Below are 23,334 nucleotides of genomic sequence, written 5' to 3'. Positions count from 1 at the left end.
TTTTTATTCTGTTTTACTCACCATATACGATAGGAAAATTGATTTAACCTCAAGAGAGTTTAGGCTGAGCGTCCCTTTTTATAGCGAACAAGTAAGCCGATGAAAAATAATAAGATCGTTTATCTCGCCGTCGCTGCGGCATTGGGCTCTCTTTCAACCTCCGCGTACAGTGCAGGTTTTCAATTAGCCGAAACCTCCGCAACGGGCCTAGGCCGCGCATTTGCTGGTGAAGCCGCAATGGCCGATAACGCCAGCGCCCAGTTTCGTAACCCAGCCTTGTTGAGCTATCTAGCAGACACCCAAGTTTCTGCCGGCGGCATTTACGTCAACCCAAATGTCGATATTGAAGGTGATAATGCGACTTACGGTAAGACATCTGCCAGTGACGTCGCTCATGATGCGGTTATTCCTAACTTTTACTTTTCGCATCCGATCAATGACCGCTTTACCGCCGGCCTAGCTCTCGCCACCAACTTTGGCATGGAAACCGATCTGGGCAATGACTTTACCGGTACCCAGTTTGGTAATGAAGCGGCCGTCACTACGTTTGAAATCAACCCAAACCTTGCGTGGAAAGCCACCGAGCAATTGCGCGTCGGCGCCGGCCTTCGCTATGTGTTGGGTGAAGGCAGTATTGGAGCGAAAAGCAGCGCGCAATACGGCCCTTACCCGAAAGGGACGACCCTCAAATATATGGAAGGGGATGACCGCGCATGGGGATGGCAACTCGGTGTTGCTTATGACATCAACGACAATAACCGCATCGGTTTTAACTATCGTTCTGAAGTCGAGCTAACACTTGAAGGCCATGCTGAAGGATTGAGCTATGACTCAGCCAATCCAAACCGTCATTTTTCTGGCAGCATGGATCTGACTCTGCCAGCGACTGCAGAATTATCTTCCCTGCATCAATTGTCGGAAAAGTGGGCGGTGCATACCAGCCTTAACTGGACCGACTGGAGCAGCTTTGACAAGCTCGAGGCCAATATCCCCTCGCTGTCTAGCGATCCAAAGATGGTGAAAGTAGAGAACTGGGAAGACAACTATCGCTTTGCCGTGGGGACTACCTACCAGTGGGATCAAAAACTAACGCTACGTTCAGGCATTGCCTACGATACCTCGGCAGTGAGCGATAAAAACCGTACTCTGACCATCCCTGAAACCGACCGGACTTGGGTGAGTGTGGGTGCTGGCTATGACGTGACGTCACAACTGACCTTAGATGCAGCCTTTACTTATGTTTTTGCCAAAGATGCTCCCGTGACGGAGCCTCGTGATGGAATTGCGTCCGATCAATCAGGATCTGTGTTTGGCGGCAATTTTGAAGGTGAAACCACAGGTAACGTGTGGCTGCTAGGTGTGCAAGCAAGCTACCGTTTCTAATATTTTGATTTGACGAAACACAAACACCACGGTTTTGGCCGTGGTGTTTTTTATCCCTTTTTGCGCAAGCGGCTCATGCGGATTTACGGCGCGGCGTCAATGTCATCGATAAAGTCATCCAAGAACTCATCGTTGAGCGCAGGTTGTTCTTTGAGCGCCTCATCGCCTTTCGCGCGATACAAACGGTTTTGCAAATAGGCTTCTCGCGCGAAAGCGTAAGGGTCTGGCGAGTTATCCAACTGCGATTCCTGTGAGACGAGTGCAGCACGTGACTCCATGCCATCAAACATCCACTTGAGTACCGATTGCGGCAAAGTCAGCAAGGCAAGTGGCGGATACAAACCGTCGACAAACTCCCCTGCGCCTTCTCGCACAGACGTTGGCCCATACCCTGGTAGCATCAAATAGGCGCCGTGGCCAACATCATAATGCCCCATCGCGTCACCAAATTCGCGCTGATCGTATTTCTGAATATCCGCATCCGAGGCAATATCAATAATGCCACCGAGCCCAAACAAGGTATTGATCCAGAAACGGTTGAAGTGAGTGACAGCTTTCTCCCCTTCCAACATCAATAAGCTGTTTAAAAAGCTCGCAGGCTCTTCAAGGTTGCCTAAAAAGTTCGAAATACCGGTCCGCATTGGACTGGGAACATAATCGACGTAGGCGATAGATACAGGCCGTGCAACGTAAGGATCTAAGTAGTCATAGTTGACAGTCCACATCGCACGGTTAAACCCTTCTAACGGGTCTTCAGGATGGGGCTCAGCACCTTCGGGCCTCGAAGCACACCCAGATAGCAAACCGAGCACGACCGCTATCAAACAAAGACGTTTCCACATCAAATTCATTTCCCTAATAGTAAGGCTGGGCAAGCCCAGCCTTTTACGCAAAGAAGTCTATTTTGTCGTGATTATTGCTGTTTGTCGATTGTCACGCTTGCTGCTTGACCGATTTTAACCGGCTGACTGCTTCCTACCCAATCACCGTTTTTAGTAGCAACATTGCCATCCGCGTCAATGCGCGCTTTTATCACTAACATCTCTGGAGAGGATAGCGCACGATTGGGATTCAAGCTGTCGGTATCAGACAAGCGAACGGTTACCGGAAACTTAGAAAGCGGTAAGCGCTTTGCCGCCAACGGCATAGCCGCTTGCGCCGACTCATGGGCAGACACGATAAGTACCCCATTATCAGGGAGGGTGACATCCTCGCCAAGGCTCACCTTCACCTCTACCGCCGCTCCTTGCGCGGCGTTAAGAGCCAACTGAGCGCGCGCGATCGATTGATCCAGTGTTTCGTTACGTGGGTCATCAGGACCAATCAAGGTTTTCATCGCTTTCCACGTCGCAATCGCATCATTAAATCGGCTTTGCTCAAACGCTTGATAGGCCAGTAACGACATGGCTTGCAAGTTAAACGGGTCGTCACTCACTACCGATCTCAGCAAGGTTTCTGCACGGCCACTGTCGACTTCCGATCCGGCAAACAATAAGGCTTGCGCCAACCCTATCTGAATTTCGGGACGAGAGGGTGATAACGCGTAGGCTTTTTCCATCGCCCCTTTGGCTGTCTCTCTGTCGCGATTAGCAAGGCCAATACGGCCTAATAGCAACCAACCGGTACTGTCATCTGGCTCATACTGTAAACGGGTACGAAGCGCTAAGGTCAGATCTTGCATCTCCTGCTGTGACATGGGCTGATCATTATTTAAAAGCTTCTTAGACAGCGCTGGTAAGTTTTCCGCAGTGGCTTGCCAATCAGCCACTTGGTTAGCACTGCCTTTGACGCCATATAAGCCAAAACTCACCACCGCCAACACAATCAATCCAGGAATCCACTGCATGGGTGATAAACGCAAATGGCGCGCTTGTCGTGCTTTTTCCTTTTCCGGAATATCGTCCAGTAACGATTGCTGTAAATCTTGGGTGAGATCTTGCTCGTTCTCAATCAAGCCTTCCGCACTTTCCGCCTTAATTTCGTTCACGCGATCAAAATAAAAGGCTTTGTTCAGAGCATCTCGGCTTGCTTGATGATCATGGTCTTTTTTTTGCCATAGCGGCCACAGAAACATCACTGCACCAAGAATAAACAGCACCAAGGTGGCACTCCAAAACTCCATCATTTGGGCTCCTTGTTATGATTATTATCTGCCTGTTCTGAATCATCTGACGAGGCTAACAAATCCTGCAAGCGTTGCTGTTCATCCTCACTCAGCGAGGTCTTTTCGGTCTGTTTATGGCGACGGCTGCGCACAATCACCACACCGATACCCGACACCAATACCAGTGCGGGTGCCAACCATAAGATCAAGGTGGATGCCGTCAGCGGTGGGTTGTACCTCACGAAGTTACCGTACCGTGCCACCATAAAGCTTAAGATCTCTTCATCACTGCGCCCTTGCTGAAGCATTTGATGTACCTTTTGACGCAGATCTTGCGCTAGCTCTGCATTGGAGTCAGCGATACTGTTATTTTGACACTTAGGACAACGCAACTCATGGGTCAGGGCTCTGAAACGTGCTTCTTGCTCTGGCGAATCAAATTCATAGACATCAATAGCATTGGCCAATGCAAATGCCGCACTCATCCATAGCACGCACAGTAAGGCGAATCGTTTCATTGCACCTCCTTCTTGAGTGACTGATACATCGGACCTAAGGTCTGCGCCCAATTGGAGGCATTCACGTCACCGACATGACGATATTGGATGATGCCATTGGAATCAATGAGGAAGGTTTCAGGCGCACCGTACACTCCCAGATCAAGCCCTAACATCCCATCGCCATCATACAAGCTGATCTGATAGGGATTACCGAGGTTATCTAACCATTTTATTGCCTTCGCACGATCATCTTTGTAATTAAGGCCGATGATCTTCACACCTTGCGCCGCCAATTTGTTCAAGAATTGGTGCTCAGCGTAACAAGTCGGGCACCAGGTTGCCCAAACATTCAGCAATAAAGGCTCGCCGTTAAAAATGGCCTGATCGTAGGCTTTGTCTGGCGTTTTCAGATCTTCAAGACGAAACTTAGGCACAGGCTGTCCGACCAACACCGACTCCAGTTTGGTGGGATCGTCCCCTTGGGCATTCTTTTCCAATTGCGAAACAAAAAAGAACGCCAAGGCGGCAAAGATCACCAGCGGTAAAAACAGCAACCCTTTTCTCATGCCCGCGCCTCCTTCACGTGAGTCGATTTGGTCTGGCGACGGAAGCGATAGCGTTTATCACTGATCGCCAAAGCGCCACCCACCGCCATGACAATGGCGCCAAACCAAATCCAACGCACAAAGGGCTTGTAGTAAAGACGCATCGCCCAAGAGCCATCAGGAAGTTCTTCCCCCATGGCAATGTAAAGATCGCGCGTTAAGCCGCGATCGATGGTGGCTTCGGTCATCATTGAACGCTGAACACGATAAAAACGCTTCTCCGCTTCAAGGTGATTAATAAAACGCTCGCCGCGATAGACATCGAACGACGCGACAAAGCCATCGTAGTTAGGGCCGTCTTTGTGAGACAAATCGGTGAAGTTAAAGGTATAACCTTCTAACGTGACACTGCTCCCCGGCGCCATCTTCACATCACGTTCGATATCGTAATTTTCGACCATTGCGACCCCAATGATGGTGATGGCAAGACCAATATGGCCGAGGACCATCGCCCAGTGACTACGGCCGAGCTTACGGATCCCAACCATAAAGGCATGTCGGTGGGTCGCACGAATATAAAGCTCATAGCCGTGAAGAAGGGTGATCCACGCGGCCATAGTGATGCCCATTGCCGCCATCGCTTTGAAGCTGTCTGCGAGGAGGGCAATGGTCGCCACCCCAAATACAACCGAAATAAGACCGCTTATCCACATCGGTTTAGCGATGGTACTCAGCTTGTCTCGCTTCCAGCGGATCAGAGGCCCAATGCCAAGGAAGAAGGCAAAAGGCAACATCAACCATGCGAATAGAAAATTGAAGAAGGGCTCACCAATCGAGACCGACCCTAATCCGAGTTGCTTGTGTACCAGGGGTAGTAAGGTACCAATCAAGACAACCACTAACCCAGTCATCAACAGGGTGTTATTGACGAGTAGCGCATTTTCACGTGAAATGAGTGACACTTTCGTTCGTACCCGCACTTCCGATGCCCGTAAGGCATAAAGCAGCAGAGACCCGCCAATAACGACAACCAAAAAGCCTAAAATGAATAGCCCGCGCGCAGGGTCTGACGCGAACGAGTGAACAGATACAAGCACGCCAGAGCGCACCAAGAAGGTGCCCAGTAAGCTCAATGAGAACGCTGCGATGGCGAGTAAAACGGTCCACGCTTTAAAGGTGCCGCGCTTTTCCGTCACCGCTAGGGAATGCATTAATGCCGTTCCCGCAAGCCAAGGCATAAACGACGCGTTCTCTACCGGATCCCAGAACCACCAGCCGCCCCAGCCAAGTTCGTAGTAAGCCCACCAAGAGCCCAACGCAATCCCCAGGGTTAAGAACAACCAGGCCGCCGTTGTCCAAGGGCGCGACCAGCGCGCCCAGGCCGTATCTAACCGGCCAGCAATTAAAGACCCAATCGCAAAGGCAAATGCCACCGAAAAGCCTACATAGCCCATGTAGAGGATTGGGGGATGAACAATTAAGCCGGGATCTTGCAGAAGCGGATTCAAATCGCGCCCATCAACAGGAAAGTAAGGCAAGGTGCGATCGAAAGGGTTTGAGGTCAAAATAATAAACAGCAAAAAGCCGACCGAGATCATCCCCATCACTGCGAGTACACGCGCAATGGAAGACAGTGGCATCCCGCGACTAAACACCGCTACCGCGACGGTCCACAAGGCTTGAATTAACACCCAAAGTAACAAAGAGCCTTCATGGGCGCCCCAAACAGCAGTCAGCCGATAGTACCAGGGTAATGCACTGTTGGAGTTGCTTGCCACATAGGCAACGGTGAAATCATTGGTATAAAACGCCCAACTTAATGCGATGAATGAAAAGAGCAACATGGCGAACATGGCGACCGATAAAGGCCGTGCCATTTTCATCATACCTTCATGGCCTTGGCTGGCCCCATAAAGGGGATAAAAACTCAATAACAGCGCTAATCCCAAGGCGAGGATCAGCGCAAAATGCCCCAGCTCAACAATCATAATTGACTACCTTGCTTTTGTTGGTCAGTGTATTCGAGCGGTTGATGGCTTTTTTGCATCGCTTCAGCAATCTCTGGTGGCATGTATTCTTCATCATGCTTCGCCAGCACTTCACTGGCTTTTACCGTACGCGAATCAACCAGCACACCTTGCGCGACAATCCCCTGCCCTTCGCGGAACAAATCCGGCAAGATACCCTCGTACGTAACGGTAACAGCAGGGCCAACATCAGCGACATCAAATTGAATTTGCAGCGACTCTTGATCGCGTTTGACCGATCCTTCTACGACCATGCCGCCAATGCGAAGTCGTTGCCCAACCTGAGGTTTACTGCCATCCGGCTTACCTTGAACAATTTCGGTTGGCGTATAGAACAAGTCCATATTTTGGTTCAGTGCATAAAGCACTAACCCCATTGTGGTTGATACACCCACCAATAAGGCAAGCGTGATCCAAAGCCTTTTTCTACGACGAGGGGTCATAAGGTGTTCTCCAGTGCTTGGGCATCTTTAATGCGTTTTTCTCGCGCCATTTGTTTTTTGACGGCTTCAAGCCGTTTCTTATGGGTACGATGGTAACCAATAACCAGTGCAATTAATGCCAATGCGGTGATGCCAAACGCACTCCACACGTAACCGGCATAACCTCCCATCGCCAAAAAAGCACTCATGCTATCAAAATGCATTATTTGTCCTCCACCAAGGCTCGCACCCAAGGGCGGTGCGACTCACGCAACACGATCTGATTACGCAGCCCCATTAAGGTCAACGTGGCAAAAAAGCTAGCAAACCCAACCAAGCAAACCAGTAATGGCCAGAGCATGTCTGGATCAATTGACGGGCGGGCAAATTTGGTAATCGTGGCGCCCTGATGCAAGGTGTTCCACCACTCGACAGAGAAATGAATGATCGGCAGGTTAATCACCCCCACCATCGCCAATATTCCCGCCGCTTGGGCCGCCATTCGCGCATCATCGAACGCGTTATACAGCGCCATGACACCGATGTAGAGGAAGAGCAGGATCAATTCTGAGGTGAGCCTCGCATCCCATACCCACCACGCTCCCCACATGGGCTTGCCCCAAATCGCGCCAGTGATCAAGGCGATAAAGGTAAAGACAGCACCAACAGGAGCAATCGCGCCCACCGCCCAGTCTGCCATTTTGAGTTGCCAGACTCTCCCAATAAAGGCTGCAATGGCCATCGACAGATAGGCGCCCATTGACCAAATGGCCGCGGGCACGTGAATATAAATGATGCGAAAACTATCGCCTTGTTGGTAATCAGCAGGCGCGAACGCCAAGCCCCAAATACAACCAATGACTAAGCTCAGCCCGGCGAGCACCGCAAACCATGGGATGAGTTTCCCACATAAACGATAACTATTTTCCGGTTTTGCGTAAGGGTGAAGCCACTTCCACATGACAATTGCTCTACTTCCTGATTAATTATTAATTCACGCTCACACGCAATGCTGCGGCGATAGCAAAGGGTGCTAGGGTCACGGATCCCGCGAGCAAAGCACCGAGAATAGCCAACTGCCCACTAATGTTGGCGCCAAAACTTGCCATATCGATGGCCGATGTCGCGAAAATCAGTACTGGAATGTACAAAGGTAGGATCAGTAGGCTCAACAGTACGCCGCCTTTACGTAATCCAACCGTTAACGCTACACCTATCGCCCCAACAAAACTCAGGGTTGGGGTTCCTAACAACAGAGTCATCACGACAGCTTGGTAACTGTTCCAATCCAAAGACAGCAATAACGCCAATAGCGGACTGACTACCAACAGCGGTAGCCCCGTCAGTAGCCAGTGTGCGATTACCTTTGCCATCACCACCAGAGGCAACGGCACCGGCATCAGCATCATTTGCTCAAGCGAGCCATCCAGATAGTCATCACGAAAAAGACGCTCTAGAGATAGCAAGGCTGACAGCAGCGCCGCAACCCAAATCACTCCCGGCGCAATCTCCTGTAACAAATTTGCATCTGGCCCCACGCCAAGTGGGAAAAGGGTGATCACTATGATAAAAAACCACAGCGGATTTAAGCTATCCGATGGTTGTCGGAAGGCCACTTTCAATTCTCGGCGGATAATCAGCCACATCGCATTGATCATAGGGCCCCCAGACGGATACGTTGCAGTAACGGGTGGCCGACAAACATATCTTGGTGAGTGGTGAAAAGCACCATCCCGCCTTGCTCGACATGACGTTCAAATACCGACTCGAGCACCTGTACCCCTTGCTTATCGATCGCGGTTAGCGGCTCATCGAGTACCCACAGTTTACGGTGGCTGCTCAGCCAAAGACGTGCAAGCGCAATACGGCGATTTTGTCCCGCAGACAACTGTGCAGCAGGAATATCTTCTCGTCCCGCTAAACCGACTTTGGCCAGCGCTTGCCAAATAGCCGCTTGATCGTCTCGGCCATGCATTTTCATGTAGTACGAGAGGTTTTCGAACGCGGTGAGTTCGCGCTTAACCCCTGTGGTGTGCCCCAAGAACAGTAAGTGACGATAAAATTCATCTCTTTGCTGGGTAATCGCCTGTTGCTGCCAACAGACTTCTCCACTATCTGCGAGTCCCAGCCCCGCGATAATCCGCAACAAGGTGGTTTTACCCGCCCCATTTGGGCCTTCAATTTGTACAAGGTCGCCGGGAGAAAGAGAGAATGTCAGCGCATCAAACAACACTCGGTCATCACGAACACAGCAAAGCTGTTTCACTTCCAACATGACAAATGTTGCATCCTGCTTTGTGTTACAAAATTGGACGCATAGTACCACATTGGTCAAAATGACTGTTAGTTACCACAGGGTTGCAAAGTGTGACTCGCGTAAATAATTGTGAGAAACCATGAAGATCGGAACAACGAACCCTCAACAATTGGTGTTAAAACCGCCAATGTCGATACCAGCACTTGCCCAAAAAATTGACGCGTCTTTGCTTGCCAATGCCCAATTTACCCTGTTAACGCCGGGCAGCTCGACACCGCTATCTGATACATTGGCACAACTTCATCTCTTCCCTGCGGTATTGAATGCGATAAAGAATCAGCCCCCTGCCACTCAAGCCATGATGCAGTCGTTACTGGCGCTGTGGACACTCCCCGGTAGCAAAAGCCACCAGCCTCTCGATCCTGAGACACTGATGCAATGGCTGACGCATCGCCCTGCTGACAAACCATTAACAACCCTATTGCGCCAATGGCTAAATCGTAACGAAGACGCGGGTCCCTTAATCGGCGTATTACGTCTGATGGCCGAACAGCGCGTCTCAGAGTCTGCACGGAGTGGCGAGTGGCAATGGGTGTTCCCATTTGCCGAACCAGAGAAACCTCCGGTACGGGTACATGTTAAACGGCGTCAGTCAGAAAAAAAGGCGAAGCCAGAGAAGCAACAGTGGCAGATACGTTTATATCTACCTGTGGGCAAGCAGTATGTCCGCGCAGACGTAAACCTTGAGGGAAAAGGAGGAAGCTTACTGCTAACGGCGCCGACGGACGCGCTAAAACGACGAATACAAGCAACATTGCCTTGGCTAGAAGAGCGCTTGGCTTCACAACACATCCCGCTCGACATCGCCATCAACCCTCACCATGACAGCCAGCCGCCCGAGCAAGATACACGTCGTGCAGGCTTATCGATAAAGGTGTGATCATGAAAAAAACAAAACGAGCCATTGCGCTAGGGTATGACGGCTATCAAGCGCCCAGCGTCAAAGCAAAGGCAGTCAATGAATTGGCAGATGCCCTCATTGAGGCACTGTCCGACCAAGGCTGTTTGATCCACAAAGATGAGAATTTGCTTAAATGGCTAGAACGCCTAGAGGTTGGCGAAGCGATTCCACCCAGTTTGTACCGTGTGGTTGCAGAATTGATCGCTTATGCTTGGGTATTAGAAGGAAAAACCCCACCCGGGTGGCAGGGACCTAAGCCCATCAACACTAAAGTCTAACTACCGTTGTTGATTGGCCGCTTGGCGTTTGCGTAGACTGAGTAGCAACTCAGCCTCGGCTTTGGGCAAATCACACTCATGCATCAGCTCATCGAGATCGGCGCCGAGATCAACCATCTTGCTAGCACGACTGTAAAGGCGACTGCCTGGATCTTGCATTTCAAGTTCCACCTGCTTTTCCAGTAACTCGTCAACATTTGTAGCAATGTCTGCCAGTTTTTGTCCCATGCCCATACTGCCCGCACGCAGCTCGTTGAACTGTTTAGCAAGGCTGTCGTGGCGCTGACGCGCACTTTTCAACACCGTTTCCATGGCCTGCAACTTGTTTTCAAGTCGCTCTCTGGCGCGTCGCTCAATCCGCAAACGCCACAAAGCGACGATGGCAAAAACCACCGTCACTGCGACAGGTAACCAAGTCAATAACAGCGCAACCATTACAGCATTGCCATTTCATTCCATTCTTCGTCGGTCAACAGTTTGTTGAGATCAACGAGGATTAGCAAGTCGCCATTGCGGTTGCTTACGCCTTGGATAAATTTGGCGCTTTCTTCTGTACCGACACTTGGTGTGGTGTCAATTTCTGAGGTTTTCAGGTACACCACCTCAGCCACACTGTCGACCATGATACCGATCACTTGTGTTTCCGCTTCAATCACGATTACACGGGTATTGTCGGTGACTTCGCCTGGCATCAAACCAAATCGAGAGCGAGTGTCGATGACGGTTACCACGTTACCACGCAGATTGATAATCCCTAACACATAGTCAGGTGCGCCAGGAACAGGAGCAATTTCGGTGTAGCGCAACACTTCTCGCACCTGCATGACGTTGATGCCGTAGGTCTCTTCTTCGAGCTGAAAAGTGACCCACTGCAATACCTCGTCATTGACGCCTTCTTTTTGAACTTCAGCTACCTGAGACATTGATTTTCCTCTTTACGCGCTGTGCAATTTATCATTACGCCATCGCTTTGGCGTCAATCCCCTGATTTAACATAGCAATAAATGCTTGAACATGGATCAGGGCACACATTTTTTCTTTGACCATACCCGCCAACCAAGGCCGCTTTCCGGCTTGCTTGCGCCAGCGAATTGCTTTACCACTTAATGCCTGAGTACCCAATAAGCGATTACAGGCCAGTCCCCACTTACTATCACCCAGTAATACTATGTAATTATAGTCATCTCTGTGGCTATTATCTGCCAGTTTTTCTGGCATCACCCAACGGGCGGTATCGACCACATCAAGCTGTTGGTGTTTTTCTGTCTGCAAACCCAGATACCAGTCAGGACGACCAATCAAGTGATTGCAATCTCCCAATTGGTGGATCCCGCCTAACTCAGCAAGCGGCACCGCATAGGTCACGCCCATACTCTCAAAAAATAACACCTGAAACTCAGAGGCGGTTTCCACATTTTCCCATTGGGTTGGCGGCAGGTCCTCTCCGGCTTGGGTCTCTGGCTCCACTGCTGACTCGACATCGACTGTTTGCTCGACTTCTACCTCGGTTTCAAGATCTACCTCGGTGTCAAGATCCACTGCAGTGTCAAGCTCGGCATCAGTGGCAATATCCGCCTCCAGATCGGTCTGGGGCTCAACCATCATTTCAGCATCAAGATCGATTGCCTGTGCCTGCTCGGTTTCAACCGCAACCTCTTCGGTCACCTCGGTGTCCACGATAGGCTCATCCAGCAACGTCTCGGTTGTCACCTCTGTGTCGCTCTCAATGTCTGTCTCAGTGGTAACCTCAAGGTCAGGCTCAACCACTGTATCCACATCAGGAGTGTCTGTTTCAGTCGCCGTTTCTACTTGAGGCTCAACCTCCGCTTCGGCTTGCGCCAGTTCGGCTTCTTCATCCACTTTCAGTTGCGCAAGCAAGCGCTCAACCTCGGCGAGATCGCGTTCTGGCTCAGCAAATGCCACCGGCTCAACGTCGGTCTCATCAGGGGCAAGCTTAGGCTGAGGCTCAAGCTGATAATCTGGGTCAAGTGGCGTCGCCGTTTTCTGCCAACTTGGTTCACTGTCTGACTGACGCACGCTATCTTCAGCAACGGCCTCTTGCTGAGGTGCACGGGTCTCGTCTAAGTCATCCAGTAAGGCTTCAAAATAGTCATCGAGCGCCTGACCACTGGATAGGGCATTATGCTTGTTCATCCTGCTCCAGTCGCTCCAAATACGTTAACAGTGTCTTGTAGGCAAAAACGCCACGGCAATTTTTTGCATAAAACGACGCGGGCATATGTTTTAGGCTCGCATCGCGGAATTTGGTGTCGATGGGCACCGCCGATGCCCAAACCTGATCGCTATAACGCACTTTAAGCTCTTGCAATGTTTCTAACGATGCGCGAGTTCGCTTGTCATACATGGTCGGTATGATCGTTAAGTTAAAATTAGAGGTTCGCGACTTCTGCATGATCTGCAGGGTGCGCATCATACGCTCTAACCCTTTCATTGCCAAAAACTCTGTTTGTACTGGGATCAACACACGGTGACTCGCTGCCAATGCATTCACCATCATCACCCCCAGTATAGGCGGGCAATCAATGAGGACATAATCGTACTCATCAGCCAGTGAATCGAGCGCCTTTTTAAGCACCAACCCCATCCCGCCGCGATTACCCATCACTCGGTCTAGTGTCGCAAGGGACATATGCGCAGGAATCAAATCCATGTTGTCGAACTGAGTGCGCACAATCAGTGGCTTCACCGTTTCTTTATTCACGGTTTGCAGCTGAAAAAGATCGAATAAGCTCGCAGGCAACTGCTCAGAGTCAAAATTTAGATAGGTCGACAAGGAGGCGTGCGGGTCCGTGTCCACCAGCAGAACGCGCTTTTTACGTTCGCTAATTAAACCGGCCAGTGTCACTGTGGTGGTTGTCTTACCGACACCGCCTTTTTGGTTGGCGATACTCCAGACTATCAAGCCCCACTCCTTATTTTAAATTCAGCTCAACCAGAATACGCTCTGCGATACGATCGAGCGGTAAATCCTCCGATGAAATACCCGCTTTAGCCACCGCTTGAGGCATACCGTAAACGACACAGCTTTCTTCGTCTTGTGCCCATATGGTGGAGCCTGCGCTCTTCAGCATTCGTGCGCCTTCTCGGCCATCTGCCCCCATGCCTGTCAACACCATCGAAAGGACCTTGTCACCATAGACTTTGGCCGCCGAGCCAAAGGTGACATCGACACAGGGCTTATAGTTCATGCGCTCACCACCATCTAAAATTTTCAAGCGCGCTGCGCCCGGCCGGCCATCTATCATCATCTGCATGCCACCCGGCGCCAAGTAAGCATGGCCCGGCTTTAATGCATCACCGTCTTTGGCTTCGGTAACTGTAATCTGACTCAACCCATTCAAACGCTGTGCAAACGCTGCCGTAAATGTTGCCGGCATATGTTGGATAAGCACGATCGGTAGTGGGAAGTTGGCAGGGAGCTTGGTCAATACTTTTTGCAGTGCGACGGGCCCACCAGTCGATGTTCCGATCGCAACGAGCTGATAGCGTTTACCACTTGCAGTAAATCGCGCAGGCGCCTTTGATTTTGCCGCAGGGGCTGCGTTTGGAGCCGCAGGACGGACAGGCGCACGTGCGCCGCCCGCTGGCGAGGCAGTTTGTCCTGTTGTCGCACTCGGTGCTGGTTTGCTAGGACGACGCAAGAAAGAGCGCTTGCGCGCAATTTCGAGGACGCGCTGTTGAAGTAAGCTCGTCGCTTCATCACGATTACGTGCGATATCCTCAAATTTCTTGGGTAAGAAGTCCAAGGCCCCGGCTTCGAGCGCATCAAGCGTCGCTTTTGCGCCTTCATGAGTCAGAGACGAAAACATTAAGATCGGCGTCGGCGTCTGTGCCATGATCTGACGTACCGCTGAGATCCCATCCAGAACAGGCATCTCAATATCCATGGTCACGACGTCAGGTTTGAGCTGAGCAACCTTCTCTACCGCTTCTTTGCCATTCACTGCGGTATCAATCACTTCCAGCCTAGGATCGCCGTTGATAATCTCGCTGACTCGGCGGCGGAAGAAACTTGAGTCATCCACCACCAGAACTTTCACTGCCATGCGCTTCCTTTTCTCAAATTAACCCGCGTAATGTTTAAGCAGGTTGGGCACATCGAGGATAAGAGCAATATGTCCATCACTGGTGATGGTTGCCCCAGCCATACCGGGAGTCCCTTGTAGAAGTTCATCTAGCGGCTTAATGACCACTTCTTCTTGGCCGAACAAGGTGTCCACCACAAACGCAATGCGTTGATGGGCAATTTGCACAATCACCACATGTCCCTTGGTTTTATCGATATCTGACTGACCTTTGCACAACCAGTCTTGTAAGAAGAACAGTGGAATCGCTTTGTCCCGCACAATGAGTGTTAGTTGTCCATCAACCGTATTGGTGCGTGACATATCTAAGCTAATGATCTCACTCACGTTAGACAGAGGGAAAGCAAACGGGTTGTCGCCAATACCAACCATTAAGGTAGGTAGAATAGCCAGCGTCAGTGGCACTTTAATCTCAATAATGGTGCCACGTCCAAGCTCAGAGTCGATATTAATCGAACCATTAAGCTTAGTAATCCCCGTTTTCACCACATCCATGCCGACGCCACGCCCTGAGATGTCAGAGATCTCGGTTTTAGTCGAAAAACCGGGCGCAAAGATTAAGTTATACGCTTCACTGTTAGTCAGTCGTGCTGCAGCATCCGCATCTAGGACACCACGATCGACAGCGATGCCTTTCAGTTTCTCCGCATCCATACCGCCACCATCGTCTTCGATAGTCAGCAGGATATGGTCACCTTCTTGAGACGCTTTAAGGGTAATGGTACCCACTCGTGGCTTACCCGCCTTTTCACGCACGTCAGGCATTTCAATGCCATGGTCAACCGAGTTACGCACCAAGTGGACCATGGGGTCGGCCAGTGCCTCAACAAGGTTTTTATCCAAGTCGGTTTCTTCGCCTTTCATCTCAAGGACGATTTCTTTCTTCAAGCTGCGCGCCAAATCACGTACCACGCGTGGAAAACGACCAAATACTTTTTTGATTGGCTGCATGCGCGTCTTCATTACCGCGCCTTGAAGATCGGCGGTTACCACATCAAGGTTAGTGACCGCTTTAGACATGCTTTCATCATTGCTACTTTGCCCTAAACTCACCAAGCGGTTACGCACCAGAACCAATTCGCCCACCATATTCATGATGGCATCAAGTGTTGAGGTATTAACGCGAACTGTCTGCTCCTGCTGTGGAGCTGCTGGCGGCTTTTTCTCAGGTGCTTTTTCTGGTGCAGCCGGGGCTTTACTGCCAGCTCCCGCCTTAGCAGGCGCACTGGGTTTAGCGGATTCCGCTTTTTTGGGTTCAGGCTTAGGCTCGGGCTTTGGTTCAGCTTTAGGCGCTTCTGCTTTTGCCGCTGCTGGCGGCGTATCACCCGCGGCAGGTCCTTTGCCTTTCCCGTGTAAATCATCGAGCAGCTTTTCGAACTCATCGTCATCGATGAATTCATCACCACCGCTTGCAGGCGCTTTTTCAGAAGCGGTCTGCTCCGGTGTGTCGTTGCTATTTGCTGCGGGGCCTTTCCCAGCACCGTGTAAATCGTCTAGCAGTTTCTCGAATTCGTCATCGGTGATATCACCACTGTCGGCCTCAGTGTCTGCAACCACATCCGGCTTGTCTGAGCTATCGCCGCCGCCTGCTGTCGGCGCTTTCCCTTCGCCATGCAGTTGATCGAGTAAGCGATCAAATTCGTCTTGGGTGATCTCATCGACCGAATCACCACTGATCGCGTCATCACTCGACGCTGAGGCTTCCGGTTCTGGGGTCGGCTCTGGTTCTGGCTCAGGCGTTGGTTCGGGTTCTGGCTCCGGTTCTGGCTCAGCCGCTTGCTCATCTGCACTGGCAGGTTTCGCATAGCGGTGCAGCGCCTCTAGCAACTCAGGCGATGCCGCCGTCGGCTCTTCACTACTTTGAACCGCTGAAAACTGGTCGTTGATGGTATCCAACGCTTGCAAAATGGTATCCATCACGTCTGAGGTCAACTCACGACCATGGTTACGCAGCGTATCAAAGACATTTTCCGCACCGTGACACGTGTCAACCAGCGCATTAAGGCCCAAAAAGCCCGCCCCACCTTTTACGGTATGGAAGCCACGGAAGATGGCATTCAGCAAGTCTGAATCATCAGGGGCACGCTCCAAATCGACCAGCTGTTCAGACAGCTGCTCGAGGATTTCTCCCGCTTCAATCAAAAAGTCCTGAAGGATTTCTTCATCCATTTCAAAGCTCATAGCGCACCTCTAAAAACCCAAACTCGATAATAAGTCATCGACATCATCCTGGCTGTGGACCACATCATCACGCTCTTCAGGATGAATAATCGGTCCTTCCGGCGCTGACTTGTCAACGGTATCTTCTTGTTGAGACGGCGCTTCTCCCGCCGTCTCGTCATTTTCCATGCCGAATGCAGTCAGAATTTCGACGAGTTGTTGTTCGACTTCTTGCACAAGTTCGATAACACGCCGAATCACTTGGCCGGTGAGATCTTGAAAGTCTTGGGCCATCAGAATATCCGTCAAATGACCGTGAAGCTCAGTTGCTCCGCCTTCTACCTGAGTCAACAATTCGTCAATGTTGTGGCAAAGGCTTTTAAACTCATCCAACGCGATCTCACCACGCATCAAACTGTTCCAATTTGGCCTTACCGCTTGCAGGTTTTCTTGCAACTCACTGGCAATGGGCATGGTGCGCTCAACCGCATCCATAGTGCGATTAGCTGCAAGCTCGGTTTTCTCCATCACATAAGTGAGGCGATCGCGAGCATCGGGAATATCTACATTCGCTAAATCGCCAATTCTGGGATCCAAGCGAAAGTTGGAGATAGAGTCGTGTAATTGGCGGGTGAGTTTGCCCACTTCATTAAACAGCGGGTCTCGCGCCTCTTTCGCGATATCAGCGAGAAGCGCATTAGCGTTATCTTGCTCTCCACTCTCAAGATACGCGACCAATTGTTTCGCTTGGTCCAGATTGATCATAACGATTACCTTTTACTGTGCGCTTGCTAATTACATGCGCTCGAAAATTTTATCGAGCTTCTCTTTTAGTGTGGCAGCAGTAAAAGGTTTTACGATATAACCATTCACGCCTGCTTGCGCAGCTTCAACAATCTGCTCACGCTTCGCTTCGGCAGTGATCATCAGTACAGGGAGATGCTTCAGCGAGTCATCCTTTCGGATCTCTTTGAGCAAATCGATCCCCTGCATCCCAGGCATATTCCAATCGGTCACGACAAAATCAATACCGCCCTTTTTGAGGATTGGCAGCGCTGTTAAGCCGTCATCCGCTTCAACGGTATTGTTGAAACCTAAGTCACGAAGAAGATTCTTTACGATACGGCGCATTGTTGAAAAATCATCAACAACGAGAATTTTCATGTTTTTATCCAAGGTTGCCTCCGGTGAGGTCTCGTTTTATTGTCGAAACTGTTACTTACTCACTATGCCAAGCGGAAAGCTTGGCTCTCAATCGTTGCGTGGCCTGACTCTGAATCTGACAGACCCGGGATTCACTCACCCCAATCACTGCCCCTATCTCTTTGAGGTTTAATTCCTCATCATAATAAAGAGATAGCACCAGTGCTTCTCTTTCGGGAAGACTTTTTATCGCAGCGGCCAATGCCGCCTTGAAATTATCCTCCGCAACATCCTGAAAGGGAAGATTGTCGTTGCGATGACTGTCGGTTGTAAATGCATCTTCGGAGACACCTAAGTCGTCCATGCCGATTAATCGGCCACAGTTGACGTCATTCAGTGCCTGATGATACTGATCTAGGCTCATATCAAGCCGTTGTGCCACTTCTACATCCGTGGGATCACGGCCTAATTCCTTTTCCAGTGAGGCTATCGCATCACTGATTGTCCTGCTTGCTTTGTGGACCGAGCGTGGCACCCAGTCACCACGGCGCATATCATCCAGCATAGCACCGCGAATCCGAATACCGGCATAGGTTTCAAAACTTGCGCCCTTACTCGGATCATAATTTTGCTGCGCTTCAAGCAAACCTATCATGCCTGCTTGAATTAAATCTTCGACTTGTACACTCGGCGGCAAGCGCCCCATTAAGTGGTGCGCTATCCGTTTGACCAAGCTTGAGTATCGTTCGAGTACCCCTTGGCCATTATCACCCGTGCGACTATAGGTGAGCGCTTTATTCACGAATTAACTCTCCTGCGTCATCATTTTTGATCAGCAAACGCTCAACAAAAAACTCCAGATGACCACCAGGGTTACGCGGTACCGGCCACGTCAGCGCTTTATTCGCCAGAGCGTTTAAAGCCAGCGACGCTGGCGAGCGAGGAAATGCGTCGATAACAACTTTCTGTTTTCTCACTGCTTGCCTCACTCTTTCATCCACAGGAACACATGCCACTAATTCTAGATTAGCATTTAGAAACCTTTCAGTGACTCGCGTTAATTTTGTGAACAAATCTCGCCCTTCACGGTAGCTTCTGACCATATTTGCTACGATTTTAAATCGATTCACGCCATGTTCACGGCTTAAAATCTTGATCAGAGCATAGGCATCAGTGATTGACGTGGGCTCATCGCACACCACGACCACCACATCCTGCGCTGCACGCGAAAAGCTCAGTACCATATCAGAGATCCCCGCAGCGGTATCTACTAAGAGTACATCAACCTCTTCTTCGAGTGTACCAAAAGCGCGAATCAAACCAGCATGTTGCGCGGGAGTTAGCTCGGTCATGCCTTGCATTCCAGACGATGCTGGCACGATTTTCATACCGTGCGGCCCTTCAATGATGATGTCTTTCAAATCACAAACACCTTGAAGGACGTGAGACAAGTTCTTACCGGCTCGCAATCCGAGCAACACATCGACATTCGCCAAGCCAAGGTCTGCATCAAGCACCATGACTTTTTTGCCTTGGCGTGCCATAGAGGCAGCCATTCCTAGGGTGACATTTGTTTTCCCCACACCACCTTTACCGCCAGTCACTGTGATGACTTTAGTCCGTGAGGGGTTGGTTAGACGGCGAAGGCCGCTTGCTTGATCTTGCATGGTTGTCTCAATCATAAAAGTCCGCCCCATTCGACTCTGGGACATCACTGCTCCAGAAGTGATTGTGCTGATCCGCGCCTGATTCCAGCATTTCGCTGGCTTTTGACACGAGGAAGTGTCCTGTCGCTTGGCGGATATCTTCCGGCACACGTTGCCCGTCAGCTAAGTAAGCAACAGGCAGGGCATTTTCGATGGTGACACACAACAGCTCACCGAGGCTTAGAGATTCGTCCAGCTTTGTCAGCACACAGCCGGACAAAGGAATACGACGAAAATGTTCAATGGTTTCTTGTAATACGCGACGTTGGGACGTCGCAGGCAAAACCAGCAAGCTGCGGATATGCGAACCGCTGTTTTGCATTAATGTATCGAGCTGCTCTGAAAGGCGCAGATCGCGCTGACCCATTCCGGCAGTATCAAGCAATATCAAACGTCTATGACGCAGTTGATAAAGGATGTCGGCCAGTTCATCGGCATCTTTAGCCACCTTGACCGGACAGCCAAGAATACGCCCATAGGTCGCAAGTTGTTCATGCGCCCCGATACGAAACGTATCTGTGGTGACTAACGCGATTTCTTCAGGGCCAAAGTCCATGGCGGCACGGGCCGCAAGTTTGGCGATCGTGGTAGTTTTTCCTACTCCGGTGGGGCCCAAAAGCGCAATCACGCCGCCTGTTTCAAGCATGTTTTCATCCACGGTGATAATTTGGTCAGCGACCAAATCAAGCAGCGCTTGCCACGCTTCAGTGGGAGGCGTGTCTTCTGGGATATAACACGCGAGCTGATCCGATAAGTCAGACGATAATCCCATGCGCTCCAAGCGTTTAATCAGCATAGCCCGCAGCGGTTCTCTACGTTCAACCTCTTGCCACATCAAGCCTGACAGCTGATGCTCAAGCAAGCTACGAATGGAGGCCATTTCTTGGCGCATCGCTTCAATCTCTTCATTGGACGATTGCGATGGACGCGCTTCGAACCGTGAAGGATCCAGTTTAGGCTTGCTACCCGGCTGTTGATGCTGGCGTCCTGCATCTTGCCAACTGCCACGACCATTGCTCTTCAACTCGCGACGAGGTTCATAACCTCGCCCCAATGCGGCAGGCCGCTCAGGTTCTCTCGAATTCGAATGACGTTGAGGGTCGGGGCGAGATGACTGTTTTTGTTGTCGTTGCAACAACGCAGACAGGGAGTCGGCTTCGTTTTGAGGCGCACGGTCTGCTGGGCCTGATCTATCTCGATATTCATCGAGCATGGCCGAAAAATGGGGCGGTCGCTGATTGCGCGGCGCCGCTTGTTGGCGTTGGCGCAATTGGACCTTGTCGTCAGCGAGCTGGCGGTGTGCATTTGAGTATGCCTGCGCCGCCTGCTCTTGTGCATGAGCCTGTGGCTGCGGCTTGGCAGGAACAGGATCTGTATCGGCATCGACGGCAGCAACAATTTCCACACCACCAGTCACTTTTTTGTTAGACATGATCACCGCATCCGCACCGAGCTCTTCTTTGACTTGGCCAAGTGCAGTACGCATGTCTTTAGCAAAAAAACGTTTGATTTTCAAAGCTCTGCCCTACTCAAAAAACGGTATTAATTATTACCGACCGCATTGACGATACGAATTTGTTTCTCATCCGGCACTTCTTGATATGACAAGACACGTAGCGTCGGAATGGTATTCTTCACAAATTTCGCTAAGGTCGCTCGAAGCACGCCAGACGTTAGCAACACGGCGGGCTCGCCTTGCAGCTCTTGTTGCTGCGTTGCCTCGGCTAATGATGATTGCAGGCGTTCTGCTAACCCAGGCTCAATGCCTGTCGACTCACCACCGGAGGCCTGCATGGTTTTATGCAACATCTGTTCCAGCTCAGGCACTAACGTAATGACTGGCAGTTCTGGCGCAATACCATTGATTTCCTGCACGATCAGTCGACGCAGCGCAATCCGAACCGCTGCGGTGAGAATGTCGGGATCTTGACTCTTTCCAGCGTACTCGGCCATGGTCTGAACGATAGTGCGAATATCTCGAATAGGAATCGCCTCACTGAGCAAGTTTTGCAATACCTTCACCAATACACTCAGTGGGATTTGGTCAGGGATCAGTCCTTCCACCAAACGCGGTACTTGTTTACCCAGCATATCGACAAGATTTTGAGCCTCTTCGTGACCCAATAAACGCTCGGCGTTATTGGTCAGCATTTGACTCAGATGGGTCGCCAATACGGTGGCTGAGTCAACCACCGTATACCCTAACGCCTGAGCGTGCTCGCGTTGGCTTGGCTCAATCCAAACCGCTTCGAGTCCAAATGCGGGATCTTGCGTCGGCTCGCCTTCAATCGGACCAAACACTTGTCCTGGATTAATAGCAAGTTCATGCTCTGGACGGACTTCCGCTTCGCCCACCGCGACGCCCATCAGGGTTATCCGGTAGTTATGCGGCGGTAACTCCAGATTATCGCGAATATGCACCGGCGGAATGAGGAACCCAAAGTCTTGAGAGAGTTTTTTACGCACGCCTTTGACCCGGTCAAGCAGTTCACCACCTTGATCTCTATCCACCATGGGAATTAGGCGATAACCCACTTCGAGACCAATCACATCCACAGGTTGCACATCATCCCATGACAACTCTTTCGGTGTGATAGGCGCCGTCTCTGGCTGCTCAGGCTCATCTGCTTTTTGTTGTGCTTTGTGATACTGCTGGTATTTCCAATAGGCCAAGCCACCACAAATAATCGCTAACAGCAGGAATGGGATGTGAGGCATGCCCGGCACAATACCCATCACGGTAAGAATACCAGTAGCAATCATCAGCGCGCGTGGGTTATCAAACAGTTGGAAGACAACTTGCTGCCCCATGTCTTCATCAGTATTTTGACGCGTCACCATAATGGCGGCACCAATTGACAGCAAGAGTGACGGGATTTGTGCCACCAAGCCGTCACCAATGGTCAGCAAGGTATAAACTTCAATCGCATCAGAGAACGGGAGGTCGTGCTGTCCCATCCCGATAGACAGGCCACCGACGATGTTAATCAACAGGATCAGGATACCGGCGATCGCATCCCCTTTAACGAATTTAGACGCACCGTCCATAGAGCCGTAGAAGTCCGCTTCTTTGGTCACTTCTTGACGACGCGTCCGCGCTTGTTCTTGATCGATAAGCCCAGCATTTAAGTCGGCATCAATGGCCATTTGCTTACCGGGCAAGGCATCCAAGGTAAAGCGAGCACTCACTTCCGAAATCCGTCCGGCACCCTTTGTCACCACCATAAAGTTGATGATCATCAAGATAAGGAACACCACCAGACCAACGGCATAGTTACCCCCGATCACCACCGAACCAAACGCGCCGATCACCTGACCCGCGGCATCCGGCCCTTCATGGCCATAGAGCAACACCACCCGAGTCGACGCAACGTTCAACGCCAAGCGTAGTAAGGTCGCTATCAACAACACCGTGGGAAACGCGGCAAAATCAAGCGGACGACGGGTATAAATCGTGACGAGCAAAACCACCAGCGACAAGGCAATGTTGAACGAGAACATCAAGTCCAACAGCATGGGCGGAACGGGCAATACCACCATCGCGAGGGTGGCTAGTACTAGAATGGGTGCCCCAACCGCGGGCATCGCACGCAAGCGGTGGTAAGGAACTTTGTCTGAGAATGGCAGCTGCCACTTGGCTTTTAGCATGTTACAAGCTCAAATCCATGATAGGTGAACGGCGGAGAAAGCGACGCGCTCGTCAAACATAAGAGGAAGGGGAGAAAGCAATATTTGCGCCAAC

General features: G+C 50.9%; 25 protein-coding genes. 3 read left to right on the top strand and 22 right to left on the bottom strand.

The features are described 5' to 3' along the window. Positions 1–99: 99 nt before the first annotated feature. On the top strand, positions 100–1,383 hold the full coding sequence (locus BZJ17_RS02745) for an outer membrane protein transport protein (RefSeq protein ID WP_077639676.1): 1,284 nt from the start codon (positions 100–102) through the stop codon (positions 1,381–1,383). Between the two features lie 83 nt (positions 1,384–1,466). Here the strand turns inward: BZJ17_RS02745 and BZJ17_RS02740 are convergent, their stop codons facing one another. From BZJ17_RS02740 to ccmA, 10 genes are all read right to left on the bottom strand, one after another. After that, on the bottom strand, positions 1,467–2,225 hold the full coding sequence (locus BZJ17_RS02740) for an MlaA family lipoprotein (protein ID WP_077479254.1): 759 nt from the start codon (positions 2,223–2,225) through the stop codon (positions 1,467–1,469). 71 nt (positions 2,226–2,296) lie between these two features. Then, complete coding sequence (gene ccmI, locus BZJ17_RS02735) at positions 2,297–3,508, bottom strand: c-type cytochrome biogenesis protein CcmI (protein WP_077639675.1); 1,212 nt, start codon at positions 3,506–3,508, stop codon at positions 2,297–2,299. Next, positions 3,505–4,005, bottom strand: coding sequence for a cytochrome c-type biogenesis protein (locus BZJ17_RS02730; protein ID WP_069587192.1), 501 nt, complete (start codon positions 4,003–4,005; stop codon positions 3,505–3,507). Before BZJ17_RS02730 ends, ccmI begins: the two co-directional genes overlap by 4 nt. Continuing rightward, on the bottom strand, positions 4,002–4,553 hold the full coding sequence (locus tag BZJ17_RS02725) for a DsbE family thiol:disulfide interchange protein (RefSeq protein WP_077639674.1): 552 nt from the start codon (positions 4,551–4,553) through the stop codon (positions 4,002–4,004). The genes BZJ17_RS02730 and BZJ17_RS02725 overlap by 4 nt, the downstream gene beginning before the upstream one ends. Continuing rightward, on the bottom strand, positions 4,550–6,520 hold the full coding sequence (locus tag BZJ17_RS02720) for a heme lyase CcmF/NrfE family subunit (RefSeq protein WP_077639673.1): 1,971 nt from the start codon (positions 6,518–6,520) through the stop codon (positions 4,550–4,552). Before BZJ17_RS02720 ends, BZJ17_RS02725 begins: the two co-directional genes overlap by 4 nt. Next, a complete protein-coding gene (gene ccmE, locus BZJ17_RS02715; RefSeq protein WP_077639672.1) occupies positions 6,517–7,002 on the bottom strand; it encodes a cytochrome c maturation protein CcmE in 486 nt (161 codons plus the stop codon). The genes BZJ17_RS02720 and ccmE overlap by 4 nt, the downstream gene beginning before the upstream one ends. After that, complete coding sequence (gene ccmD / locus BZJ17_RS02710; RefSeq protein WP_069587186.1) at positions 6,999–7,205, bottom strand: heme exporter protein CcmD; 207 nt, start codon at positions 7,203–7,205, stop codon at positions 6,999–7,001. Before ccmD ends, ccmE begins: the two co-directional genes overlap by 4 nt. Then, positions 7,205–7,942, bottom strand: a complete 738-nt coding sequence (locus BZJ17_RS02705) for a heme ABC transporter permease (protein WP_069587184.1) — start codon at positions 7,940–7,942, stop codon at positions 7,205–7,207. The genes ccmD and BZJ17_RS02705 overlap by 1 nt, the downstream gene beginning before the upstream one ends. A gap of 28 nt (positions 7,943–7,970) precedes the next feature. After that, positions 7,971–8,639: a heme exporter protein CcmB gene (ccmB, locus tag BZJ17_RS02700; RefSeq protein ID WP_077639671.1), complete on the bottom strand. Its 669-nt coding sequence runs from the start codon at positions 8,637–8,639 to the stop codon at positions 7,971–7,973. Further along, a complete protein-coding gene (ccmA, locus tag BZJ17_RS02695) occupies positions 8,636–9,256 on the bottom strand; it encodes a cytochrome c biogenesis heme-transporting ATPase CcmA (RefSeq protein WP_077455493.1) in 621 nt (206 codons plus the stop codon). Before ccmA ends, ccmB begins: the two co-directional genes overlap by 4 nt. A 121-nt stretch (positions 9,257–9,377) precedes the next feature. Between ccmA and BZJ17_RS02690 the strand changes: the two genes are divergently transcribed. Then, entirely contained in the window at positions 9,378–10,178 is an 801-nt protein-coding gene (locus BZJ17_RS02690; RefSeq protein WP_077639670.1) for a flagellar hook-length control protein FliK, read from the top strand. A gap of 2 nt (positions 10,179–10,180) precedes the next feature. Next, positions 10,181–10,477 (top strand): EscU/YscU/HrcU family type III secretion system export apparatus switch protein, encoded by a 297-nt coding sequence (locus tag BZJ17_RS02685; RefSeq protein ID WP_069587179.1) that lies wholly within the window; start codon positions 10,181–10,183, stop codon positions 10,475–10,477. Here the strand turns inward: BZJ17_RS02685 and BZJ17_RS02680 are convergent, their stop codons facing one another. Genes BZJ17_RS02680 through flhA form a run of 12 tightly spaced genes read right to left on the bottom strand, consistent with a single transcriptional unit; the run spans position 10,478 to position 23,240 of the window. Further along, positions 10,478–10,912, bottom strand: coding sequence for a DUF2802 domain-containing protein (locus BZJ17_RS02680; protein WP_069587178.1), 435 nt, complete (start codon positions 10,910–10,912; stop codon positions 10,478–10,480). It lies immediately after the preceding gene. After that, a complete protein-coding gene (locus BZJ17_RS02675; RefSeq protein WP_069587175.1) occupies positions 10,912–11,400 on the bottom strand; it encodes a chemotaxis protein CheW in 489 nt (162 codons plus the stop codon). The genes BZJ17_RS02680 and BZJ17_RS02675 overlap by 1 nt, the downstream gene beginning before the upstream one ends. Positions 11,401–11,434: 34 nt before the next feature. Then, a complete protein-coding gene (locus tag BZJ17_RS02670; RefSeq protein ID WP_077639669.1) occupies positions 11,435–12,631 on the bottom strand; it encodes a chemotaxis protein CheW in 1,197 nt (398 codons plus the stop codon). After that, positions 12,618–13,400 carry a ParA family protein gene (locus BZJ17_RS02665; RefSeq protein WP_069587171.1) on the bottom strand — a complete coding sequence of 261 codons (783 nt, stop codon included), beginning with the start codon at positions 13,398–13,400 and terminating at the stop codon, positions 12,618–12,620. Before BZJ17_RS02665 ends, BZJ17_RS02670 begins: the two co-directional genes overlap by 14 nt. 10 nt (positions 13,401–13,410) lie before the next feature. After that, positions 13,411–14,544, bottom strand: a complete 1,134-nt coding sequence (locus tag BZJ17_RS02660) for a chemotaxis response regulator protein-glutamate methylesterase (RefSeq protein WP_069587169.1) — start codon at positions 14,542–14,544, stop codon at positions 13,411–13,413. A gap of 18 nt (positions 14,545–14,562) precedes the next feature. Further along, positions 14,563–16,764 (bottom strand): chemotaxis protein CheA, encoded by a 2,202-nt coding sequence (locus BZJ17_RS02655; RefSeq protein ID WP_077639668.1) that lies wholly within the window; start codon positions 16,762–16,764, stop codon positions 14,563–14,565. A 9-nt stretch (positions 16,765–16,773) separates the two neighbouring features. Then, entirely contained in the window at positions 16,774–17,508 is a 735-nt protein-coding gene (locus tag BZJ17_RS02650) for a protein phosphatase CheZ (RefSeq protein WP_077639667.1), read from the bottom strand. Between the two features lie 30 nt (positions 17,509–17,538). Beyond that, positions 17,539–17,907, bottom strand: a complete 369-nt coding sequence (gene cheY / locus BZJ17_RS02645; RefSeq protein ID WP_069587163.1) for a chemotaxis response regulator CheY — start codon at positions 17,905–17,907, stop codon at positions 17,539–17,541. A gap of 55 nt (positions 17,908–17,962) precedes the next feature. Further along, positions 17,963–18,688, bottom strand: coding sequence for an RNA polymerase sigma factor FliA (locus tag BZJ17_RS02640; RefSeq protein ID WP_077479269.1), 726 nt, complete (start codon positions 18,686–18,688; stop codon positions 17,963–17,965). After that, positions 18,681–19,568: a MinD/ParA family protein gene (locus tag BZJ17_RS02635; protein WP_069587159.1), complete on the bottom strand. Its 888-nt coding sequence runs from the start codon at positions 19,566–19,568 to the stop codon at positions 18,681–18,683. The genes BZJ17_RS02640 and BZJ17_RS02635 overlap by 8 nt, the downstream gene beginning before the upstream one ends. Then, entirely contained in the window at positions 19,561–21,108 is a 1,548-nt protein-coding gene (gene flhF, locus BZJ17_RS02630) for a flagellar biosynthesis protein FlhF (RefSeq protein ID WP_077639666.1), read from the bottom strand. Before flhF ends, BZJ17_RS02635 begins: the two co-directional genes overlap by 8 nt. Positions 21,109–21,134: 26 nt before the next feature. After that, positions 21,135–23,240 carry a flagellar biosynthesis protein FlhA gene (gene flhA / locus BZJ17_RS02625; RefSeq protein WP_077639665.1) on the bottom strand — a complete coding sequence of 702 codons (2,106 nt, stop codon included), beginning with the start codon at positions 23,238–23,240 and terminating at the stop codon, positions 21,135–21,137. Positions 23,241–23,334: the final 94 nt, after the last annotated feature.

This window comes from Salinivibrio sp. IB574, assembly GCF_001996205.1.
GTDB classification, from domain to species: domain Bacteria; phylum Pseudomonadota; class Gammaproteobacteria; order Enterobacterales; family Vibrionaceae; genus Salinivibrio; species Salinivibrio proteolyticus.
Note: the sequence above shows the minus strand (reverse complement) of the source record. Positions and strands in the feature narration are given on the sequence as shown.